This is a genomic window from Streptomyces sp. NPDC054961, from assembly GCF_053609145.1.
Genome location: NZ_JBSGWY010000031.1, coordinates 36,338 through 54,534 on the forward strand (window position 1 = coordinate 36,338; position 18,197 = coordinate 54,534).

18 protein-coding genes are annotated in these 18,197 nt (G+C 73.2%); 8 read left to right on the plus strand and 10 right to left on the minus strand.

Annotation, left to right across the window (positions count from 1 at the left end):
* Window positions 1-138: 138 nt before the first annotated feature.
* Together ACWF9Z_RS25350 and ACWF9Z_RS25355 are read right to left on the minus strand one after the other, a co-directional pair.
* Window positions 139-507: a hypothetical protein gene (locus ACWF9Z_RS25350; RefSeq protein WP_453605473.1), complete on the minus strand. Its 369-nt coding sequence runs from the start codon at window positions 505-507 to the stop codon at window positions 139-141.
* A gap of 315 nt (window positions 508-822) precedes the next feature.
* A complete protein-coding gene (locus tag ACWF9Z_RS25355) occupies window positions 823-2,157 on the minus strand; it encodes an NAD(P)/FAD-dependent oxidoreductase (protein WP_453605583.1) in 1,335 nt (444 codons plus the stop codon).
* A gap of 361 nt (window positions 2,158-2,518) precedes the next feature.
* Between ACWF9Z_RS25355 and ACWF9Z_RS25360 the strand changes: the two genes are divergently transcribed.
* Window positions 2,519-4,615 (plus strand): MMPL family transporter, encoded by a 2,097-nt coding sequence (locus ACWF9Z_RS25360; protein WP_453605475.1) that lies wholly within the window; start codon window positions 2,519-2,521, stop codon window positions 4,613-4,615.
* Between the two features lie 34 nt (window positions 4,616-4,649).
* Here the strand turns inward: ACWF9Z_RS25360 and ACWF9Z_RS25365 are convergent, their stop codons facing one another.
* The gene (locus tag ACWF9Z_RS25365) at window positions 4,650-5,141 is read right to left on the minus strand and encodes a MarR family winged helix-turn-helix transcriptional regulator (RefSeq protein ID WP_453605477.1); all 492 of its coding nucleotides are present in this window, start codon (window positions 5,139-5,141) and stop codon (window positions 4,650-4,652) included.
* Window positions 5,142-5,756: 615 nt separating this feature from the next.
* On the opposite strand from ACWF9Z_RS25365, the gene ACWF9Z_RS25370 reads away from it, so the two are divergent.
* Complete coding sequence (locus tag ACWF9Z_RS25370) at window positions 5,757-6,293, plus strand: hypothetical protein (RefSeq protein ID WP_453605478.1); 537 nt, start codon at window positions 5,757-5,759, stop codon at window positions 6,291-6,293.
* Between the two features lie 217 nt (window positions 6,294-6,510).
* Window positions 6,511-6,687 carry a CsbD family protein gene (locus ACWF9Z_RS25375; RefSeq protein ID WP_453605480.1) on the plus strand — a complete coding sequence of 59 codons (177 nt, stop codon included), beginning with the start codon at window positions 6,511-6,513 and terminating at the stop codon, window positions 6,685-6,687.
* 70 nt (window positions 6,688-6,757) lie between these two features.
* Here the strand turns inward: ACWF9Z_RS25375 and zwf are convergent, their stop codons facing one another.
* Entirely contained in the window at window positions 6,758-8,218 is a 1,461-nt protein-coding gene (gene zwf / locus ACWF9Z_RS25380; RefSeq protein WP_453605482.1) for a glucose-6-phosphate dehydrogenase, read from the minus strand.
* Between the two features lie 232 nt (window positions 8,219-8,450).
* On the opposite strand from zwf, the gene ACWF9Z_RS25385 reads away from it, so the two are divergent.
* From ACWF9Z_RS25385 to ACWF9Z_RS25395, 3 genes are read left to right on the plus strand one after another with little or no spacing between them, the layout of a single operon-like run.
* Window positions 8,451-9,347 carry a class II aldolase/adducin family protein gene (locus tag ACWF9Z_RS25385; RefSeq protein ID WP_453605483.1) on the plus strand — a complete coding sequence of 299 codons (897 nt, stop codon included), beginning with the start codon at window positions 8,451-8,453 and terminating at the stop codon, window positions 9,345-9,347.
* A 9-nt stretch (window positions 9,348-9,356) separates the two neighbouring features.
* Complete coding sequence (locus tag ACWF9Z_RS25390; RefSeq protein ID WP_453605485.1) at window positions 9,357-10,124, plus strand: TetR/AcrR family transcriptional regulator; 768 nt, start codon at window positions 9,357-9,359, stop codon at window positions 10,122-10,124.
* A complete protein-coding gene (locus tag ACWF9Z_RS25395) occupies window positions 10,121-10,996 on the plus strand; it encodes an alpha/beta fold hydrolase (protein ID WP_453605487.1) in 876 nt (291 codons plus the stop codon). The genes ACWF9Z_RS25390 and ACWF9Z_RS25395 overlap by 4 nt, the downstream gene beginning before the upstream one ends.
* Before the next feature lie 168 nt (window positions 10,997-11,164).
* Here the strand turns inward: ACWF9Z_RS25395 and ACWF9Z_RS25400 are convergent, their stop codons facing one another.
* The 5 genes from ACWF9Z_RS25400 to ACWF9Z_RS25420 form a co-directional block, all read right to left on the minus strand.
* Window positions 11,165-11,932 (minus strand): CAP domain-containing protein, encoded by a 768-nt coding sequence (locus ACWF9Z_RS25400; protein ID WP_453605489.1) that lies wholly within the window; start codon window positions 11,930-11,932, stop codon window positions 11,165-11,167.
* Window positions 11,933-12,447: 515 nt separating this feature from the next.
* Window positions 12,448-12,927 carry a response regulator gene (locus ACWF9Z_RS25405; protein ID WP_453605490.1) on the minus strand — a complete coding sequence of 160 codons (480 nt, stop codon included), beginning with the start codon at window positions 12,925-12,927 and terminating at the stop codon, window positions 12,448-12,450.
* Entirely contained in the window at window positions 12,924-14,072 is a 1,149-nt protein-coding gene (locus ACWF9Z_RS25410; RefSeq protein ID WP_453605492.1) for a PAS domain-containing sensor histidine kinase, read from the minus strand. Before ACWF9Z_RS25410 ends, ACWF9Z_RS25405 begins: the two co-directional genes overlap by 4 nt.
* A gap of 14 nt (window positions 14,073-14,086) precedes the next feature.
* Window positions 14,087-14,770: a response regulator transcription factor gene (locus ACWF9Z_RS25415; RefSeq protein ID WP_453605494.1), complete on the minus strand. Its 684-nt coding sequence runs from the start codon at window positions 14,768-14,770 to the stop codon at window positions 14,087-14,089.
* Window positions 14,770-15,114: an STAS domain-containing protein gene (locus tag ACWF9Z_RS25420; protein ID WP_453605495.1), complete on the minus strand. Its 345-nt coding sequence runs from the start codon at window positions 15,112-15,114 to the stop codon at window positions 14,770-14,772. The genes ACWF9Z_RS25415 and ACWF9Z_RS25420 overlap by 1 nt, the downstream gene beginning before the upstream one ends.
* 288 nt (window positions 15,115-15,402) lie before the next feature.
* Between ACWF9Z_RS25420 and ACWF9Z_RS25425 the strand changes: the two genes are divergently transcribed.
* Window positions 15,403-15,810 (plus strand): ATP-binding protein, encoded by a 408-nt coding sequence (locus tag ACWF9Z_RS25425; RefSeq protein ID WP_453605497.1) that lies wholly within the window; start codon window positions 15,403-15,405, stop codon window positions 15,808-15,810.
* Window positions 15,811-15,967: 157 nt separating this feature from the next.
* Window positions 15,968-17,470 carry a SulP family inorganic anion transporter gene (locus ACWF9Z_RS25430; RefSeq protein ID WP_453605499.1) on the plus strand — a complete coding sequence of 501 codons (1,503 nt, stop codon included), beginning with the start codon at window positions 15,968-15,970 and terminating at the stop codon, window positions 17,468-17,470.
* A gap of 34 nt (window positions 17,471-17,504) precedes the next feature.
* On the opposite strand, the gene ACWF9Z_RS25435 is transcribed toward ACWF9Z_RS25430, so the two are convergent.
* Window positions 17,505-18,068: a dihydrofolate reductase family protein gene (locus tag ACWF9Z_RS25435; protein ID WP_453605501.1), complete on the minus strand. Its 564-nt coding sequence runs from the start codon at window positions 18,066-18,068 to the stop codon at window positions 17,505-17,507.
* Between the last annotated feature and the right edge of the window lie 129 nt (window positions 18,069-18,197).

Below are 18,197 nucleotides of genomic sequence, written 5' to 3' on the forward strand. Positions count from 1 at the left end.
GACCCCCCCACACCCCCCCCCCCCCCCCCCCCGGGCGCGCGCGCGCGCCCCCCCCCCCCGCCCGCGCGCCCCCCCCGCCCCCCCCCGGCCGCCCCCCCCCCCCCCCACGACCGGGCGGACGAAGGACCGGCCGACGGATCAGGAGACGCGCTTGAGCGTCCAGGCATTGTTGTTGAAGCTGGGGTTGGAGGTGTAGACGCAGCTGCTGCTGTAGTACGAGGCGGTCTGAACCCAGCCGAAGGGCTGGTAGGTGGAACCGCAGGCCTGGACCACGGTGCCGACGGGCAGCCCGGTGAGCTGCTTTATCTGCTTGATGTTCGGGCTGAAGCTCTGCGTGCCGCAGCTGTTGCTGTAACCCCAGCTGACGTCGACGAAGCCGCTCGGGGTGACCACGCTCGCGCAGGAGGTGGTCACGTCGCCGGGGGCGGCGTGGGCGGGCGCGGCGGTCAGGGCGAACATCGCCGCGGCGCCGGCGAGGGCCATGCACGTGGTGCGAAAGCGAGTCATGGGTGACGGCTCCTTGTGGTCGTATACGGCCGGTCAGGCCGCCGAAGCCATTACTACGGGTTGACGCTCGGTTCCAGATAGCGAGTTTCAAGCCTAAAGATCAACGGCATATGCGCCGAGGATCCCGCATAGGGACGCTATGGGGAGGCGGTCCGGCCGCCGGCCGCACGGGCCGTCGCCCGGTGCCAGACTGGACGGATGCGCGAAGGACGCGGCGGCCCGTGCCTGCTGCCACAGCGGACGGAACGCGTCGAGCCCGGCCTCGTCGGTGACCGGCAACGGTGCGATCGAGACGGTGTCATGCGCCATGAGCGGTCATCCCCTGCCGCGGCGTTCCGCCGGGGTCGCCCCCGGCACCGGCGCCTGGCCCGCCGGGGACCGCAGATCGGCGAGCACCTCGCGCGCCGCCCGGGCGCCGGACGCGAGGGCGCCCTGCAGCGAGCCCGTCGCCCGGTGGTCCCCGCAGACGTAGCGGCCGGGGGCGAACCGGGTGGTCCGGGACAGCGCCCGGGACGGGAGCATGGCGGGAAGCGCGTCGCGGACGGTGACGCGGTGGACGGGCTGCCAGTTCGAGGTGTCCGCGCCGTACACCTCGCCGAGCGCGGCGAGGACCGCTCCCTCCTCCGCCGGGCCGGGCGCGCCGAGCACGGAGGTCGACACGAGCGAGCGGCCGTCCGCGGCGTATCCGCGGTGGAGTTCGGTGAGCACGCAGGTGTTCAGGAAGCGGCGCCGGGCGTCGATCACGAGGGTCGGTTCCGTGAGCGGCGAGCGCTCGACCGCGTGGTAGAGGGTGGTGACCGTACGCGGGGAGCGATCGGCGTCGAGCCCGGGGAGGAGCCGTGCCGCGGCCGCCGACCCGGTGGCCACGACGACCGCGCGGGCGGTCAGCTCCCCGGCGCCGGTCAGCGCCACGCCGCCGGTGGTCAGCGAGGCGACGGCGCTGCCCGTGCTGAGGACGCCGCGGGGAAGGCCCGTGGCGAGCTGCGCGGGGACGGCGCCGATCCCGTCCGCGGGCAGGCACAGCGTGCCGCGCAGCATGCTGCGCCAGACCAGGTGGAAGAAGCGCGCCGAGGTGTCGAGTTCGTCCTCCAGGAAGACCCCCGACAGGAAGGGCCGGAAGAAGGTCTCCACGGCCCGGGACGAAAAGCCCGCGCCGGCCAGGGCGGTGCGCGTGGTGGTGTCGGGCCGGGTGCGGGGACGGACGGCCGGCCCGAACATGTCGCGGGCCGAGAGCAGGCCCAGGGCCGCGAGGTCGCGGGCCGAGAACAGCCCGCCGGGCAGCAGGTCGCGGCTCGCGCCGGGGCGGCGCGTGGGATCGGTGATCCGGCGCAGCCTGCCGTCGGTGTGCACCAACAGGCCCGGGGTGAAGGCCCGCAGTCGCAGCGCCCGTAGGTCGATACGGCGTTTGACCTGGGGATAGTAGGTGTTGAACACCTGGAAGCCTCGGTCGGTGGTGAATCCCGCGACCCGGTCGGTCCGCATCCGGCCGCCCACGGTGTCATCGGACTCCAGCAGCCGGACCCGGAGACCGGCGGCGACGAGGTCCTGGGCGCAGGCGAGGCCGGCGGCGCCCGCGCCGACGACCACGACGTCGGCTTGCGCACCGCCCTCCGCCCCGGGACCGCTTCCACCCGCGATCTCGTCGCGCATGCCCGTCGTCCGCATGGCTGCCGTCGCTCCTCGCCGGGGCCGGGGGTCGTGCTCGGACGTTCCACGGTACGCCGGGGTCCGCCGGCTCCTGGTGGGGCGCGCCGCCCCGGGTCTGCCCGTGCCACGGCCGTCATCCGACCCGGTCCCCCGGATCCGGCCGGGATCCGGCGGAAGGAGCCGATGATCCGGAGCGGCGTGCATCCGCGGGCCGCCCCGGCCCTGAAGAGTCAGCGAGGGCCGCCGCGGGGAAAGGGGGTGGAAACGCGCGGCGGGGAAAGACGGTGGTGACGGATGGCCCCGGTCTCACATATCTTGACCATCGAGATACTTGGCAATCGAAATATCCAGTACCAGGAGCACCATGTCCCCCACACCCCGGCTTGCCCGTTGGCTCGTACCGGTCCTGCTGCTCGTCGCCTGGCTCGGCGTCGGCGGCGTACTGGGCCCCTACGCCGGCAAGCTCGGCGAGGTCGCGACCAACGACCAGGCCTCCTTCCTGCCGAGGAGCGCCGAGTCCACGAAGGTGGCCCAGGCGCAGAAGGCCTTCCGCGGGGAGGAGATCCTCCCCGCGATCGTGGTCTGGACGGGCTCGGGATCCGCACCGGTCACGGCGGCGCAAGAGGAAAGGGCGGCCGCGTCCCTCGCCCCGCTGAAGGGACGGCCCGAATCCGCCGGCGCCGCCTCTCCCGTGCTGCGGTCCGAGGACGGCAGGGCGCTACAGGCAGTGGTGCCGCTGCGGCCGGACCTCGCGGACGAACTGCCGGCGGTACTGGAACGGATCCGCGACGCGGCCTCCGGAGTCGACGGGACCCGGGTCCAGGTGACCGGGCCGGCCGCCACGCAGGCGGACCTGTCCGACGCGTTCGCCGGGATCGACGGCCTGCTCGTGGGGGTGGCACTGGCCACCGTGCTCGTCATCCTGCTGCTCGTCTACCGGAGCGTGCTGCTGCCGCTGCTGATCATCCTCGGCGCGGTGTTCGCCCTCGGGGCGGCCTGCGCCGTCGTCTACGCGCTGGCGGACGCCGGCCTCGTCCGCGTGGACGGGCAGGTGCAGGGGATCCTCTCGATCCTGGTGATCGGAGCCGCGACCGACTACGCGCTGCTCCTGACCGCGCGCTACCGCGAGGAACTGGGACGCGCGCGGGAGGACCACGGAGGGGACCGGTTCCGGGCCATGCGGGCCGCGCTGCGCCGGTCGGCGGGGCCGATCACGGCCAGCGCCGGAACCGTGGCACTGGGTCTGCTGGCCCTCTTCCTCAGCGACCTGACCAACAACCGCGCGCTGGGTCCGGTCGGTGCGATCGGCATCGTCTGCGCCCTCATCAGCGCGCTGACCTTCCTGCCCGCCGCGCTGGTCCTGCTGGGCCGGGCGGCCTACTGGCCGGCCAAGGTGCGGACGAAGGACGTATCGCAGGGCGTCTGGGCGCGGACCGCCGCGCTCGTCGACCGGGCCCCGCGCAAGGTGTGGGGGGTGGCACTGGCCGCGCTGCTCGCCTGCGCGGCCTTCGCGCCCACCCTCCACTCGGGCGGTGTGCCCCTCGACGAGATCTTCGTCAACGAGGCGCCCTCGGTGGCCGGGCAGAAGGAGCTGAGCCGGCACTTCCCCGGCGGCTCCGGCAACCCCGCCGTCGTCATCGCGGACGCGGACCGGCTCGAGCCCGTACGCGCGGCCGCCGAGAAGACCGACGGCGTCGCCTCGGTCTCGGTGGCCACCGCGAGGGGGTCGGCCCCCGGCACCCCGCTGGTCGTGGACGGGCGGGTGCGGATCGACGCCACCTTGGAGGACCCGGCCGACACCGCGGCGGCCAAGGCCGCCGTCGCACGGCTGCGCACGGCGGTCCACGCGGTGCCGGACGCCGGGGCCCTGGTGGGCGGCTACACGGCGCAGGCCTACGACACGCAGCGGACCGCCGAGCGGGACCGCACGCTCATCGTCCCCGTCGTCCTGGCCATCATCCTGATCATCCTCGTCGGGCTGCTGCGCTCGCTCGTGATGCCCCTGCTGCTGGTCGCCACGGTCGCCCTCAACTTCTTCGCGACGCTGGGGGTTTCGGCGCTGGTGTTCCGGTACGTCTTCGGGTTCAGCGGTACGGACTCCTCGGTCCCGCTCTACGGATTCGTGTTCCTGGTGGCCCTGGGCGTCGACTACAACATCTTCCTGATGTCGCGGGTACGGGAGGAGTCGCTGCGCCACGGCGTCCGGGAAGGGGTGACGCGGGGCCTGACGGCGACCGGCGGCGTCATCACCTCGGCGGGTGTCGTGCTCGCGGCCACCTTCGCGGCGCTCGGCGTCATTCCGCTGGCGTTCCTGGTGCAGATCGCCTTCATCGTGGCCTTCGGCGTCCTGCTGGACACGCTGCTGGTGCGCTCCCTGCTGGTGCCGGCGCTGGTCCTGGACATCGGGCCGAAGGCCTGGTGGCCGGGGCGGCTGAGCCGGACGGCGCGGACGGCGCGCTGACGGCACTCCCCCGGGCCGGCCGGGGCGGCGCCGGTCATCCGTCGGCGGAGAACTCCTGGCCGAGCAGGGCCAGGAACCGCAGCGCGGCCGCCGCGTCGTCCTCGCCGGCCCCTTCCAGGGCGCGCTGGGTGGCCCGGGCCAGGAAACGGAAGTGCTCGGAGGCGACCTTGCGGGCGGTCGGCTCGTAGTAGAGGTGCACGACACGCCGGTCCGCGGAGTCGCGGACACGGCGCACGTGTCCCGCCTTCTCCAGCCGGTCCAGGCAAGCGGTGACGGACCCCGAGGTGAGGCCCAGGTGCTGACCCAGCCGTCCCGGGGTCAGGGGGACCTGGGCGTCGAGGATGGCGCCGAGAGCCTGGACGTCGGTGGCGTGCAGGCCCTGCTCACCGGCGAAGCGGTGGATCAGCGCGTTCATCTCGCCGTTGACCCGGCGCAGGTGGCGGGCCATTTCCATGAGGCGCGCGTCAGCGGCCGCGGACCACTCGGCACGGGGTTCGTCGTTTCCTTGCCGGTCGCTCGCCTCCACCCGCACAGACTAACCCGGGCGGCGCCCACCCCCGGCACGACGGCGCGGGCCCGGTCGGTGGCTCTGTGCCGCCGTCGGCCCGGCCCCCGGGTCCGCCCGGTTGGTGACGTCCGCGCGCGGGGGTGACCGCCGGGGGCGGTCCGCCCGCGCGGCCGCCCGGACCGCGCGGGGCACTGGCTCCGCAGCGCGTGGCCACTCGCGTCCAACTGCCGATCCACACCGCAGTGTTGTGCAGTTGCCTGGGCTTTCCGCACCATCGCCAACCGGTTGCGGGACGGTCATGGATCGGTCATCGGCCGACGGCCGATACGGCGGACACCGCGGTGGCGCGTTCTTCCCGCGGGCGATCGTCTGTCTTCCAGGCGGAATTGACGTGCGCACACCTCTCCATCGCCGGACGCGGACGGTCGCCTCGGCAGCCGTCGCAGCCGCGGCGGCCGTCTGGCCACCGGCTACACCCGGCATCTGACGGACGCGGACCTGGCCACCGTCACGGTCGAACACGGCACCTCGGCCCTCGGCAAGGAAGGCACCGTACGGGCCGCCGGCCGGCTCCCGGGTGGTGCCCGCCCGAGCTCGGCATGGTCCTCGCGGACCCTGCCGGCCACCGTACGGATGCACCTGTCCACTCTCGACGGCGTCGTCTGGGATCTGTCCGCGACCCCGTTCGGCTCTGACGAGAACGGCTACCCGGTCGAGGAGACCTCGTACGCCGGTGAGCGCGCCTACGCGGGCGGGCGCGGTTACCAGGAGCGCTTCGGCACCGCCGTCGTCGGCCCGCGGGTGGACACCGCGGCGGAGCTCGGGCTCTACCGGAAGGGTGACCGGATGTGGGGCACGCTGCCGCTGCTCGCGGACGGCGCCGGGCACGACGGCACCGGCTTCCACGCCACGGGCAAGACCGTCTCGGGCCACCCGCTCCGCGTCCCCGTCACCGTCCAGGGACCGGCGGCCGGCGCGGGACTGAAGTCCCTGGTGGTGTCCGCCTCCTACGACGACGGCTCCACCTGGAAGGTCCTGCCGGTCCAGGACGGCGCGGTCACCACCCAGAACCCGCCGCCGGGCGGCCACGTCTCCCTGCGCGGCACGGTGGTCGACACGGAGGGCAACCGGTCCGAGGCCACCGTCCTCCGCGCGTACCTCACCGACTGACACGGGGGGCGTGAGTGCCGGCGGCCGATCGGTCGGCGCCTCCCGCACGGCCCGCACCCGAACGGGTGAGCGGCACGACGCGACCCGGAGCGGGACACCGGGACCGGCCCGTCCACCTACCGGATCGGACGACCCCGCCCCCGTCCCGACGGGCGGAATCCACCGCTTCCTCCTAGATTGGCAGGGTCGTTGAATCCCCCACGTGAGAAGGCAGGACATGGCTGACCAGGGTGGCATGGACAAGATCAAGGGCAAGGCGAAGGAAACGGTCGGCAAGGCGACCGGCAACGACCGGATGAAGGCCGAAGGCAAGATGGACCAGGCCAAGGGCAAGGCGAAGGAAGCCGTGGCCGACGTCTCGGAATCCGTCCGCAAGAAGCGCGACGACCACTGAGCCGGAGCACCGCGAGACGGAAGGGCCCGTTGACCGAACGGGCCCTTCCGCCGTGCCCGATCCGGCTGGCCTACGAAGGGGCCGGCCGGCGGTCGGGCAGATGCCAGCGGTACGGCGCCACGAGGGCGTCGACGCTGTCCGGCCCCCAGCCGCCCGGGGCGTACGGCTGCACCGGCGGCGGGGCGTCGAGCAGCGGGGCCGCCACCTCCCAGAGCCGTTCGACGCCGTCGGACCGCGTGAAGAGGGACTGGTTGCCGCGCATGGCCTCCAGCAGGAGGTGCTCGTACCCCTCCAGGAAGTTCTGCGCGGCGAACGACATGCGGTAGTTGAAGAGCATGTCGCCTTCGGCCAACCGCATCGACGGTCCCGGCTCCTTGACCAGGAAACGGGCCGTGATGGAGCCGGGGTCGTCGAAGTCGATGACGAGCTCGTTGCTTTGACCGTCCACGGCGGCCCGCGCGTCCAGCGGGAACATCCGCAGGACCGGCTCGCGCAGGCCGAGCGTGACCACGTGCCGGCCCTCGGCCAGAGCCTTGCCCGTCCGCAGGTGGAACGGCACGCCCGCCCAGCGCCAGTTGTCGATCTCGACGCGGAGCGCCACGAACGTCTCCGTGTCCGACGCCGGGTCCACGCCCTGCTCGTCGCGGTAACCGGTGTACTGGCCGCGCACGACGTGCGCGGGGTCCAGCGCCCGCATGCTGTGGAAGACCTTGACCTGCTCGTCGCGGAGCGCGCCCGCCTCCAGCGCGACCGGTGGTTCCATCGCGATGAACCCGAGCAGTTGGAACAGGTGCGTGACGACCATGTCGCGGAAGGTTCCGGTGCCCTCGAAGAAGCGGGCACGGCCCTGGATGTCGATGTGCTCGGGCACGTCGATCTGCACGTGGCTGATGTGATCGCGGTTCCACAGCGGTTCGAAGAAGCCGTTGGCGAAGCGGAGCGCCAGGACGTTATCGACGGATTCCTTCCCGAGGAAGTGGTCGATCCGGAACACCCGTGATTCGTCGAAGACGGCGTGGATGGCGGCGTTGAGCTTCCGGGCGGACGCGAGGTCGGTGCCGAAGGGCTTCTCGACGATGACCCGCCCGTCCCCCGCGAGCCCCGTGGCGCCGAGCAGTTCGATCACGGAGGTGAAGGCGACGGGGGGCACGGCCAGGTGGAAGAGGCGGCGCGGGCGGCCCCCGAGAGCCGTCTCCGCCTCGCGCACCGCTGCGATCAGAGGATCGGCCGCTCCGGTGTCGGCCGCACCGAAGGACAGGGCGGTCGCGAACGCCTCCCAGGCCGGGCCCTCCGGCCGCGAACGGCCGAATTCGGCCACGGCCTGCTGCGCGTGGGTCCGGAACTGCTCGTCGCTGAGGGCCTCCGTGGCCGGCGCGGTGCCGACGATGCGGTAGCGCGACGGCATCAGCCCCGCCCGGGCCAGGTGGAACAGCCCGGGCAGCAGCTTGCGCCGGGCCAGGTCGCCGGTGGCTCCGAACAGGACGATGACGTGGTCCGCGGGTGGCTCTGGAGACTGGGCGGGCTGGGCCATCTGGCATCCTCACTCGTCCGCGCGCCTGAGCGCTGTACCGGCACGGCCCCGGTTCCGCGGCCGTCACCGCGACCCCGGCGACGGCGGCCGTGCGCCCTCGCACTCACTCTGCGCGCCCTCGCCCGATCCGGCACCCCGGGCCCGGATGCCCTGACGACCGGGTCTTGCCCTATGCGTCCGGTGGACCCATTATATGAGTCCACCGGACGCATAGCAGGAGTGGGGCGGGGACATGGACACGAGCACACCGGGGCACCACGGGCCGGGCCCGGGGACGGACCCGGGGACGGGCCCGGCGACGGGAACCGCTTCCGGGGGCGCGAACGGCAACGAAGGGCTGCGCGGCAGCGCGTTCCTGCCGCGGCAGGAGAACCTCGAGCTGCCCCTGCCCCCCGTCTTCACCGACCTCGCGCAGGAGCGCGAGCACCGCAAGCAGCGGCTCGCCGGCGCCTGCCGCCTCTTCGGCCGACTCGGCTTCTCCGAGGGGGTCGCGGGACACATCACCGTGCGGGACCCCGAGCACCCGGACATGTTCTGGGTCAACCCCTTCGGCATGTCCTTCCGGCACGTCCGGGTCTCCGACCTGATCCTCGTTGACCACGAAGGACACGTACGCCACGGCAGGCGGCCGGTCAACCGGGCCGGATTCGTGATCCATTCGGCCATCCACGCCGCCCGCCCCGACGTGGTCGCCGCCTGCCACGCCCACGCCGTCCACGGGAAGGCCTTCTCGAGCCTGGGGCGCCTGCTGGACCCGATCACCCAGGACGCGTGCGCCCTGTACGAGCGGCACACCGTCCACCGGGACGGCGCCGGCGCCGTGGTCGTCGACGAGGAGGCCGGCCGGCAGCTCGCCGCGGGGCTGGGGCCGCACAAGGCCGTCATCCACCAGAACCACGGCATCTTCACCGTCGGCGAATCGGTCGACGAGGCGGCCTGGTGGTTCCTTTCCATGGAACGCAGCGCCCAGGCGCAGCTCCTGGCGGAGGCGGCGGGCACTCCGCACCTGATCGACCCCGAGGCCGCACGCCACACCCGTGACCAGACCGGCTTTCCCCTCGCCGGATGGTTCTCCTTCCAGCCCCTCTGGGACGAGATCGTCCGCACGGAACCCGACCTCTTCGAGTAGGCGGTACTCATGACACCCGACCCCGACACCGACACCGACACCGAAGCCGGGGCCGAAGCGGAAGCCGAAGCCGCCGAGCCCGGGTCCCCCGCCTGGTGGCAGGCCCGGTACGCCGAACGGGACCGGCGCAGGCCACGCCAGGGCGGCCTGACGCTCGACCGGATCACCGAGGGCGCGCTCGAACTCGCCGACCGCGAGGGCCTGGACGCGCTCACGATGCGCCGGCTCGGCGACCACCTCCACGTGCGCCACACCTCGCTCTACCGGCACATCGCGAGCCGGGAGGAGCTGCTGATCGCCACCGTCGACCACATGCTGGGTGAGATCCGCCTGCCCGAGCTCGACGGGGACTGGCGGGCCGGCCTGGACGGTGGGGCCCGGGAGTTCCGCCGGGTCCTCGCGGCGCATCCCGCGGTCGTCCCCCTGCTCACCACCGGGCAGTTGCTGGGTCCCAACGCCCTGCGGGCGCGCGAGCACGCCCTCGCCCAGCTCCTCGACCACGGGTGGTCACCGCGATCGGCCGTCCACGTCTATCTGACGGTCACCCACTTCGTGATCGGCGCCGCCGTGCTCGACTCCGGTGGCGCGGCGCGGACCGCCGGACAGCGGGCCGCGATGGCCGAACTGTTCGCCTCCCTCTCCCCCCGCACCCATCCGGTGGTCCGCCGCCACGCCGGGCTGCTCAACTCGCTCGACTCCGAGGCCGAGTTCGACTTCGGCCTGCGCACGCTCCTGTACGGGCTGGGTCACCTGCACGCCGAGGAGGCCCGGGCATGAGCGCCGCACGCGTGCTGCCGCCGCTGCGCGGCTGGACCGAGGGCGGTACGGCCCTGCGGATCGGCGGTCACTCGGTCTTCGTACGCCGGGACGGGCCCGCCGACGGCGCACCCGTCACCCTCCTCCACGGCTTCCCGACCTCCTCCCACGACTGGGCCGCCGTCGTGCCGGCGCTCGTCGCGGCCGGCCTCCGGGTCACCACGCTGGACCTGCTCGGCTTCGGGGAGAGCGACAAGCCCCGCCGACACCGCTACTCGGTGCTCGAACAGGCCTCGCTGGTCGAGGAGGTGTGGCGCCGGCACGGAACCGGTGACACCGCCCTGGTCGCGCACGACTACGGGGTGAGCGTGGGGCAGGAGCTGCTGGCCCGGAACCCGGCACGGATCACGCGCATGGGCTGGCTCAACGGCGGCCTCTACCCCGACCTGCACCGCCCCGTGCCGATCCAGCGGCTGCTGCACGGCCCGCTGGGGCCACTGCTGGCACCCCTGACCACGGAGCGGCGGTTCGCGGCGGCCCTGCGCGCCGTAGGAGGACAGCCGCTCCACGACGAGGACGTGCGCGACCTGTGGGCGGCCGCGTCGCGCGCCGGCGGCCACCGCCTCGCCCCGCGCCTGCTGCGCTACATCGACGAGCGCCGCCGGCACGCCGCGCGCTGGACCGCGGCCCTGGAGGACTTCACCGGGCCCACCCTGTTCGTGTGGGGACCGGCCGACCCGATCAGCGGGGCCCATGTCCTTCCCCGCATCCGGGAGAGGGTGCCGCGGGCCCAGGTCGTGGAGCTCGCAGGACCCCCGGCCGTCGGCCACTACCCCCAGCTCGAGGATCCCGCGGCGGTCGCGGCAGCGCTCACGGGGTTCCTGGCGCCCTGAGGCCGACCCGCGGACCGGCTGCCCGGAGCTACGGCACCATCCGACGGGCAGGCGGGCGGCCGGGCCGGGCCGGCCGGCCGGGAGGCGGCGTACGGAGGTACGGCGGGGCGGGACGGCCGGATACCGGCCGCCCCGCCCCGTCGTACGCCCTCCGCCGGTGCCGCGGGGTCAGCCCGTCGCGCCGAAGTCCTGCGTCCAGTACTGGCCCGGCTGCGCCAGGCCGATGCCGATCTCCTTGTAGGAGCAGTCGAGTATGTTCCGCTTGTGGCCGGGACTGTTCATCCAGCCCTCCATGACCTTCGCGGGCGTGCTGTAACCGTAGGCGACGTTCTCGCCGTACGTCCGCCACTGGTACCCGGCGCGGGTGATGCGCTGGCCCGGGTCGGAACCGTCGGAGCCGGTGTGGGACATGTTGCTGTGCGCGGCCATGTCCGCGCTGTGGTCCTGGGCGGCCTTCGTCAGCTTCGCGTTGACGGTGAGGGCCGGGCACCCGGCGGCGGCGCGCTCCGTGTTGACGAGGGCGAGAACCTCGGCCTGGGCTCCGGAAGGCGCCTGGGAGGCCTCCGGAGCGGCAGGCGCCGTCGACGCGGCAGGCTCGGCGGGCGGCTCCGCCGGTTGCGGCTCCTGCGGCTCCTGCGGCATCGCCGGCGGCGTGGTCCCGACGACCGGCTGGGCGGGCGGTTCCGCGGGTTCCACCGGAGCCGCGTCGGGGGCGGCGCCGGTCTCGACCGGGGTTTCCGCGGCCGGCTGCGAGCCGGGGCCGCCGAGGGGGGTGCCCTGCCAGTACCGGCCGTCCTGCCGGGATTCGGCGGCCCGGGCGGGGCGGGCGTCCTGCGGACCCAGGCACGCCATGGCGGCGGTGGGCACGCCCACGATCGCCAGCGCCCCGACGACGACGGCTATTTTCCGGTGTGTCTTCTTACGGTGCTTCCTCATGCGTGACCTCACTCGGTGATCGCGAAGCTCCCGGCGCCGGACCGCGAGGGCGCCGGAGGAGCCGCCATTCTTAGAAGCCCGGCAAGGGCCTGGCAAGGCGCCTCCGTGACACCGCACGGGAACTCCGGGGCCGGCCTTGAATCGGCCGGAAGATCGTGCATGCACGGGCCGCGCCCCCTCCTGCGCCCGACTGACACACGGCCAGGACCGCCCCCCATCAGCACGGTTGGCGAAGGCGAAACAGAAGTCACAGATTCCGTTTCCGGCGGAGTGCGGCATATCCTCGCCAAACAGGTACAAATACAGAAATGTCGCCGCCCTGACGATCTCTTCGAGCCCGCCGTAGCCGCGCACGCGGCGTGAGGCATCTCACGGTTTCCGGAGGGAACCGTGCGGCGGGAGGGCCTCCCGGACGGCAGTCGACCTTCGCTTCGGCGCGCTCGGCCACGGGCGAGGCGGCGGGAGGCGGCGAGGCAGCGGGAGCCGGCGGACTTCCGCCGGTCGCGGCTAGCGCTTCAGTCCTGAAGGCCCGGGGGCGACAGGGTGCCGCGCCTCCGGTCCCCATCGCCGGCGCCCGCTTCGTCGGCGGAGGAGGCGGATCCGAGGGCCTCGGACCCCAAGGCCCGGATCCGGGACAGCAGGCGGGCGTTGCTGATGCCCTTGACGAGGTAGTCCGCGACGCCGGCCGCGGCCATCTCGGTACGCGGGCCCTGGTCACCGTAGGCGGAGAACACCAGGATGCGGACGCCGGGGACGGTACGGATGATCTGCCGGGCGGTGTAGGGGCCGCCGCCCGGGAAGCGCACGTCGAGCACGACGACGTGCGGCCGCCCGGCGGCGGCGAGGGAGACCGCCTCGTCGGCGTCGGCCGCGCTGCCCGCCAGGGTGAGATCGGGCTGGGCCCCGACGAGCTCCACCAGCGCCGAGCGCACCATGTCGTTGTCGTCGCAGATCAGCACCCGCAGGGGGCCCGTCGGCGGGCCGGGCCGGGTCACGAGGGCTCCGGGGAGGCGGACCGGGAGTCGAAGCTCCGGAGGGGGGCGCCGGGCAGCGGTTCCTCCGGCAGGCCGGCCGGCAGGTCGGTCGCCGGGTCGGTCGGCAGGTCGGGGACCCAGAACTCCACGGTGGTGCCGACGCCGGGCGCGCTGCGCAGCGTCCACCAGCCGTCGGCGGTCTCGGCCCGCTCGCGCATCTCCATCAGCCCGAAGTGCTCGTGCAGGCTGTGGGGGCCCGCCTGGACCCCCGTACCGTCGTCCCTCACCCGGACCAGCAGGCCCCCGTTGTCGGTGGTGACGCTGACCCGTACGCTGCGCGCCCGGGCGTGCTTGCGCACGTTCAGCAGCGCCTCCTGCACGATGCGGAAGATGGTGATCGCCGTCTCGGGGGCCGGTTCCCGCGCCAGGTCGTACTCCAGGTGCGGCTCGAGACCCCAGCTCCCGGCCACCACCTCGTTGAGGTGCTGGGACAGCGACTCGACCAGGCCGTGCCGGTCGATGCCGGGCGGCTGGAGCCGGAAGGTGAGGTTGCGCAGGCGGCCCACCGCCTCGCGCACCGACGCGTCGAGCTGGGCGAGTTCACCCGCGTGGGGCTCGCCGACCCGGTCGGCCAGGAGTTGCAGCCGCATGCCGACGGCGACCATGGCCTGGATGGAGTCGTCGTGCACGTCCCAGGCGATGCGGCGGCGTTCCAGCTCCTGTGCCTGCACCAGGTGGGTGAACAGGCGGCGGCGCTCGGTGAGTGCCTGCTCGGCGGCACGGCGCTCGGTCATGTCCCGGGTGACCTTGCCGAAGCCGCGCAGTTCGCCGGTCTCGTCGAAGAGGGGGGTGATCACCACGTTGGCCCAGAAACGGGTGCCGTCCTTGCGGATGCGCCAGCCCTCGTCCTCCAGCCGGCCGTCGGCGACGGCCGATTCCAGCTCGAGGTGCGGTTTGCGGGCGACGATGTCCTCGGGCGGGTAGAAGACCGAGAAGTGCTTGCCGATGATGTCCGCGGCGCTGTAGCCCTTGATCCGCTCGGCGCCGGCGTTCCAGGTGGATACGTGACCGTCGGGGTCGAGCATGAAGATGCCGTAGTCGATGACGCTCGTGACCAGCAGGGTGAACGCCGTCTCGGTCGGCGCGAGGGCGCCCCTCTGCCCCACGGGAGCGTCCTCGGTCACGGAAGGAGGCCCTCGCGCCGGGCCACCGCGACGGCCTCCAGTTGGGAGCGGGCGCCGAGCTTCTCCAGGACGCGCTGGACGTGGTTCCTCGCGGTGTTGAGGGCGACGCCGAGCCGCTGACCGATCTCGGCGGTGCCCAGACCGTCGGCGAGCAGGCCGAGGGCCTCGCGCTCGCGCGGGGTGAGCGTGCCGCCCGGGCCTGCGTCACGGCCCGTCAGCCGGTCCAGCGCTCCGCTGAGCAGGCCGTTGCTGAAGGCCACTTCACCCGCCGCCACCAGGCGTACGGCGTCTTGGAGTTCGCGCAGGTTGCCGACCTTGAGGATGAGTCCCGAGCCGCCGGCCTCGGCGACGTGGGCGGCCACCGACGGGTTCCCCTCGCCGGTCAGTACCAGTACCCGGGTTCCGGGGGCGACGGTCTTGAGCGCGGCGATGGCGGCGATGCCGTCACCGTCGGGCAGCCGCCGGTCCAGCACCACGACGTCGGGGCGCAGCCGCTCGGCATCGGCCAGCGCGTCCCTCACGGAGGGGCTGCGGCCGACCACTTCCAGGTCGTCGGTGCGGTCCAGGGCGATCCAGATCGCCTCGGCCACCATGTCGTGATCCTCGACGAGCAGGATGGTGATGCGCGCGCCGGCGGTGCGCGGCACCGTTTCCGGTGGGGTCGGCGGTGTCGAAGGCATCAGACGGTCCTCGGTGGTAGACGCGGCACGCAGCCGGCGATCAGGTCATCGACGCCCGTGAGCGCGAAGAGCCGGGCCACTTGCGCGCGGGCGCCCTCCACGCGCAGTTCGGTGCCGATCCTATCCGCCGCGGCTCTGGCTTCGAGCAGCACGCCGAGTCCGGCGCAGTCGCAAAAGCGCAGGTCCCGCAGGTCGATCACGATACGGGGGGACCGCCGCGCCAGGCATCCGGCGACGGCGGTGCGCAACTGCGCGGCGCTGTCCAGGTCCAGCACGCCGGTGAGCCGCAGCGCGGTCACGTCGCTGCCGAGCGCGGTGCTGACCTGGAACAACGAGCTCTTCACGTTGGGTCTTCCCTCATGTGACAACCCCCAGCCTGGGTAATGAGCACCAGATCAGCGTAGTGAATCTGCACTAGATGGGCACCCGTTACGCCGGACGGATCATCACAAGGGGAGGCGGACCACGCGAAAGCGCACCCGGGCCGGGGACGCGGACCCGTGAACCTTCGGAGTGGACTGGGTACCCTGCGGTCAGGGAAGAAGCCGAGGAGCAGGCCCCGGCGGCGCTACGGGGGCACAAGCAGCGGTGGGCACCCGGGCGGTGGGACACGCGGCGGAAGGGGAGCGGAGATGGAACTCCCGCCGGCCACCGCGCACGACGCCCGTCCCACCGAGATCCGCCTGGACTTGGACGGCGCGCCCGGCTGCATCGCCGCGGCACGGGAAGCCGCCCTCTCCTTCCTCCGCCACCACGCCCCGCCCGGCCCCCTGACCCTTCACGACGACGTCGTGCTGGTCGTCTCCGAACTGGTGACCAACGCCGTCCGCCACGCTCCCGGGCCCCTCGTCCTGGAACTCGCCCTGGTTCCCGGCGGGATCGGGATCGCCGTGCGGGACACCAGCTCCCGCCTCCCGCACGCACGGACCCCCGACCTGACCGGCGGGCGCGGGTGGCGCATCATCCAGAGCCTCGCCCGTCAGGTGTCCGTCGTCCCCCTCCGCGACGGCAAGACCGTCCGGGTGGAGCTGGCCGGGTAGAGGGTCGAGGGTCACCACCGCCCGGGGTTCGGCGGGCGGACCGCACGGGGTTCGGCGGGCGGTCCGCGCGGGACCGCACGGTACCTTGGAGGGTCGCTCCCGCCCCCGTACGCCCGCCCGCCCGTCGGCGGTGTGCCAGCCAGAAGGTCTGCTCTCCTTGCCTCACTCCGCTGTTTCCCTGCCCGCGCGGCTGCGCGGCCTCCGGCCGTCCGTCCTGACGCCGAAGGTCCTGTGCACCGAGGTGCTGGGCGGCCTGGTGGTCGCGCTGGCGCTGATCCCCGAGGCGATCTCCTTCTCGATCATCGCCGGGGTGGATCCGGCGATCGGCCTGTTCGCCTCCTTCACGATGGCCGTGACCATCGCCTTCGTCGGCGGGCGGCCCGCGATGATCTCCGCCGCGACCGGGGCGGTGGCGCTGGTCATCGCCCCGCTCAACCGCGAGCACGGATTCGGGTACCTGGTGGCCGCGGTCATCCTCGCCGGAGCCTTCCAGATCGTGCTCGGCGCGCTGGGGGTGGGCAAGCTGCTGCGGTTCGTTCCGCGCTCGGTGATGGTCGGCTTCGTCAACTCGCTCGCCATCCTGGTGTTCATGGCGCAGGTGCCGGAGCTGCGCGACGTGCCGTGGGCCGTGTATCCGCTGCTCGCGGCCGGTCTGGCCCTCATGGTGCTGTTCCCGCGGATCACCACGGCGGTCCCGGCCCCGCTGGTCTCGATCGTCATCCTCACGGTGGTCACCGTCGCCGCGGGCATCGCGGTGCCGACGGTCGGCGACAAGGGTGCGCTGCCCTCGTCGCTGCCCGTGCCCGGTCTGCCCGACGTACCGTTCACGCTCGACACGCTGACGACCATCGCCCCGTTCGCCTTCGCCATGGCCCTCGTCGGACTGATGGAGTCCCTGATGACGGCGAAGCTGGTCGACGAGATCACCGGTACCCGTTCGTCCAAGACCCGGGAGTCCGTGGGGCAGGGCATCGCGAACATCGTCACCGGCTTCTTCGGCGGCATGGGCGGCTGCGCGATGATCGGCCAGACCATGATCAACGTGAAGGTCTCCGGCGCCCGGACCCGGCTCTCCACCTTCCTCGCGGGGGCGTTCCTGATGGTGCTGTGCATCGTCTTCGGGCCGCTCGTCTCCGACATCCCGATGGCCGCCCTGGTCGCCGTCATGATCATGGTCTGCTTCGCGACCTTCGACTGGCACTCCATCGCGCCGCGGACCTTGAAGCGGATGCCCGCGGGCGAGATCGCCGTCACCGCCGTCACCGTCGCCTGCGTGGTCGCCACCCACAACCTCGCCGTGGGCGTGGTCGCCGGGTCCGTCACCGCGATGGTGATCTTCGCGAAGCGCGTCGCCCGGCTCGCCGACGTCACGGCCGTCACCGACCCCGACGGCAGCCACGTGGTCTACGCCGTCAGCGGCCAGCTGTTCTTCGCCTCCTCCAACGAGCTCGTCGGCCGCTTCGACTACGCCGGCGACCCCGACCGGGTCGTCATCGACCTCTCCGCCGCGCACATCTGGGACGCCTCGTCGGTGGCGGCGCTCGACGCGATCGAGCACCGCTACGCCCAGCGCGGCAAGACCGTGGAGATCACCGGCCTGAACGGCCCCAGCGCCCGCCTGCACAAGACCCTCAGCGGCGAACTGGCGTCCGCCGGCTGACCGGGCCCTCCCCCGCGCGGCGGGGACCGGGGGCTTACGGGCGGGCGTAACGCAGCTGCACGACGCCGTTGCCGAAGGTGTGCGTGCCCTGCAGGCGCAGCGGGACCGGTCCGCCGTCCAGCTCCGGGAACAGCGGTGTACCGCGGCCGATCCGTACCGGGTGCACGTAGATCCGGTAGGCGTCCACCAGGTCGTGGGCCAGGAACGCGGAGGCCAGCCGGGCCCCGCCCAGGCCCAGGTCACCGCCCGGGGAGGCCTTGAGGGCGGCCACCTCCTCCGGGACGACGTCCCGCACGATCGTGGCGTTGTCGCCGGCCCGCTGGAGGGTGCGCGAGTACACGTACTTGGGAGTGGCGCGCCAGATGCCCGCGAAGTCGGCCATCGGCCCGGCGTTGTCGGGGTCGGCGTCGGCCGTGGGCCAGAAGGATTCCATCAGCTCGTACGTGACGCGGCCTTCGAGGAAGCCGCCCATCGCGCGGGCCTCGTCGTTCATGTGCCGGTGCACTTCGTCGTCGACGAGGTGCCAGTCGATCTGCCGGTCGGGGCCTTCGATGTAGCCGTCGAGGGACATCGACGTCATCAGGATGATCTGCCGCATGGCCGCCCAGACTACGGCCGCCCGCACCGGCGGGAGCGGCGCGGCACGCGGAGGCCGGTCGACCCGCCCCGGGGGGCGCCGCCCCGGGGGGGGGGGGCCGCGCGGCGGCGCGGCCCGCCCGGCCCCGGG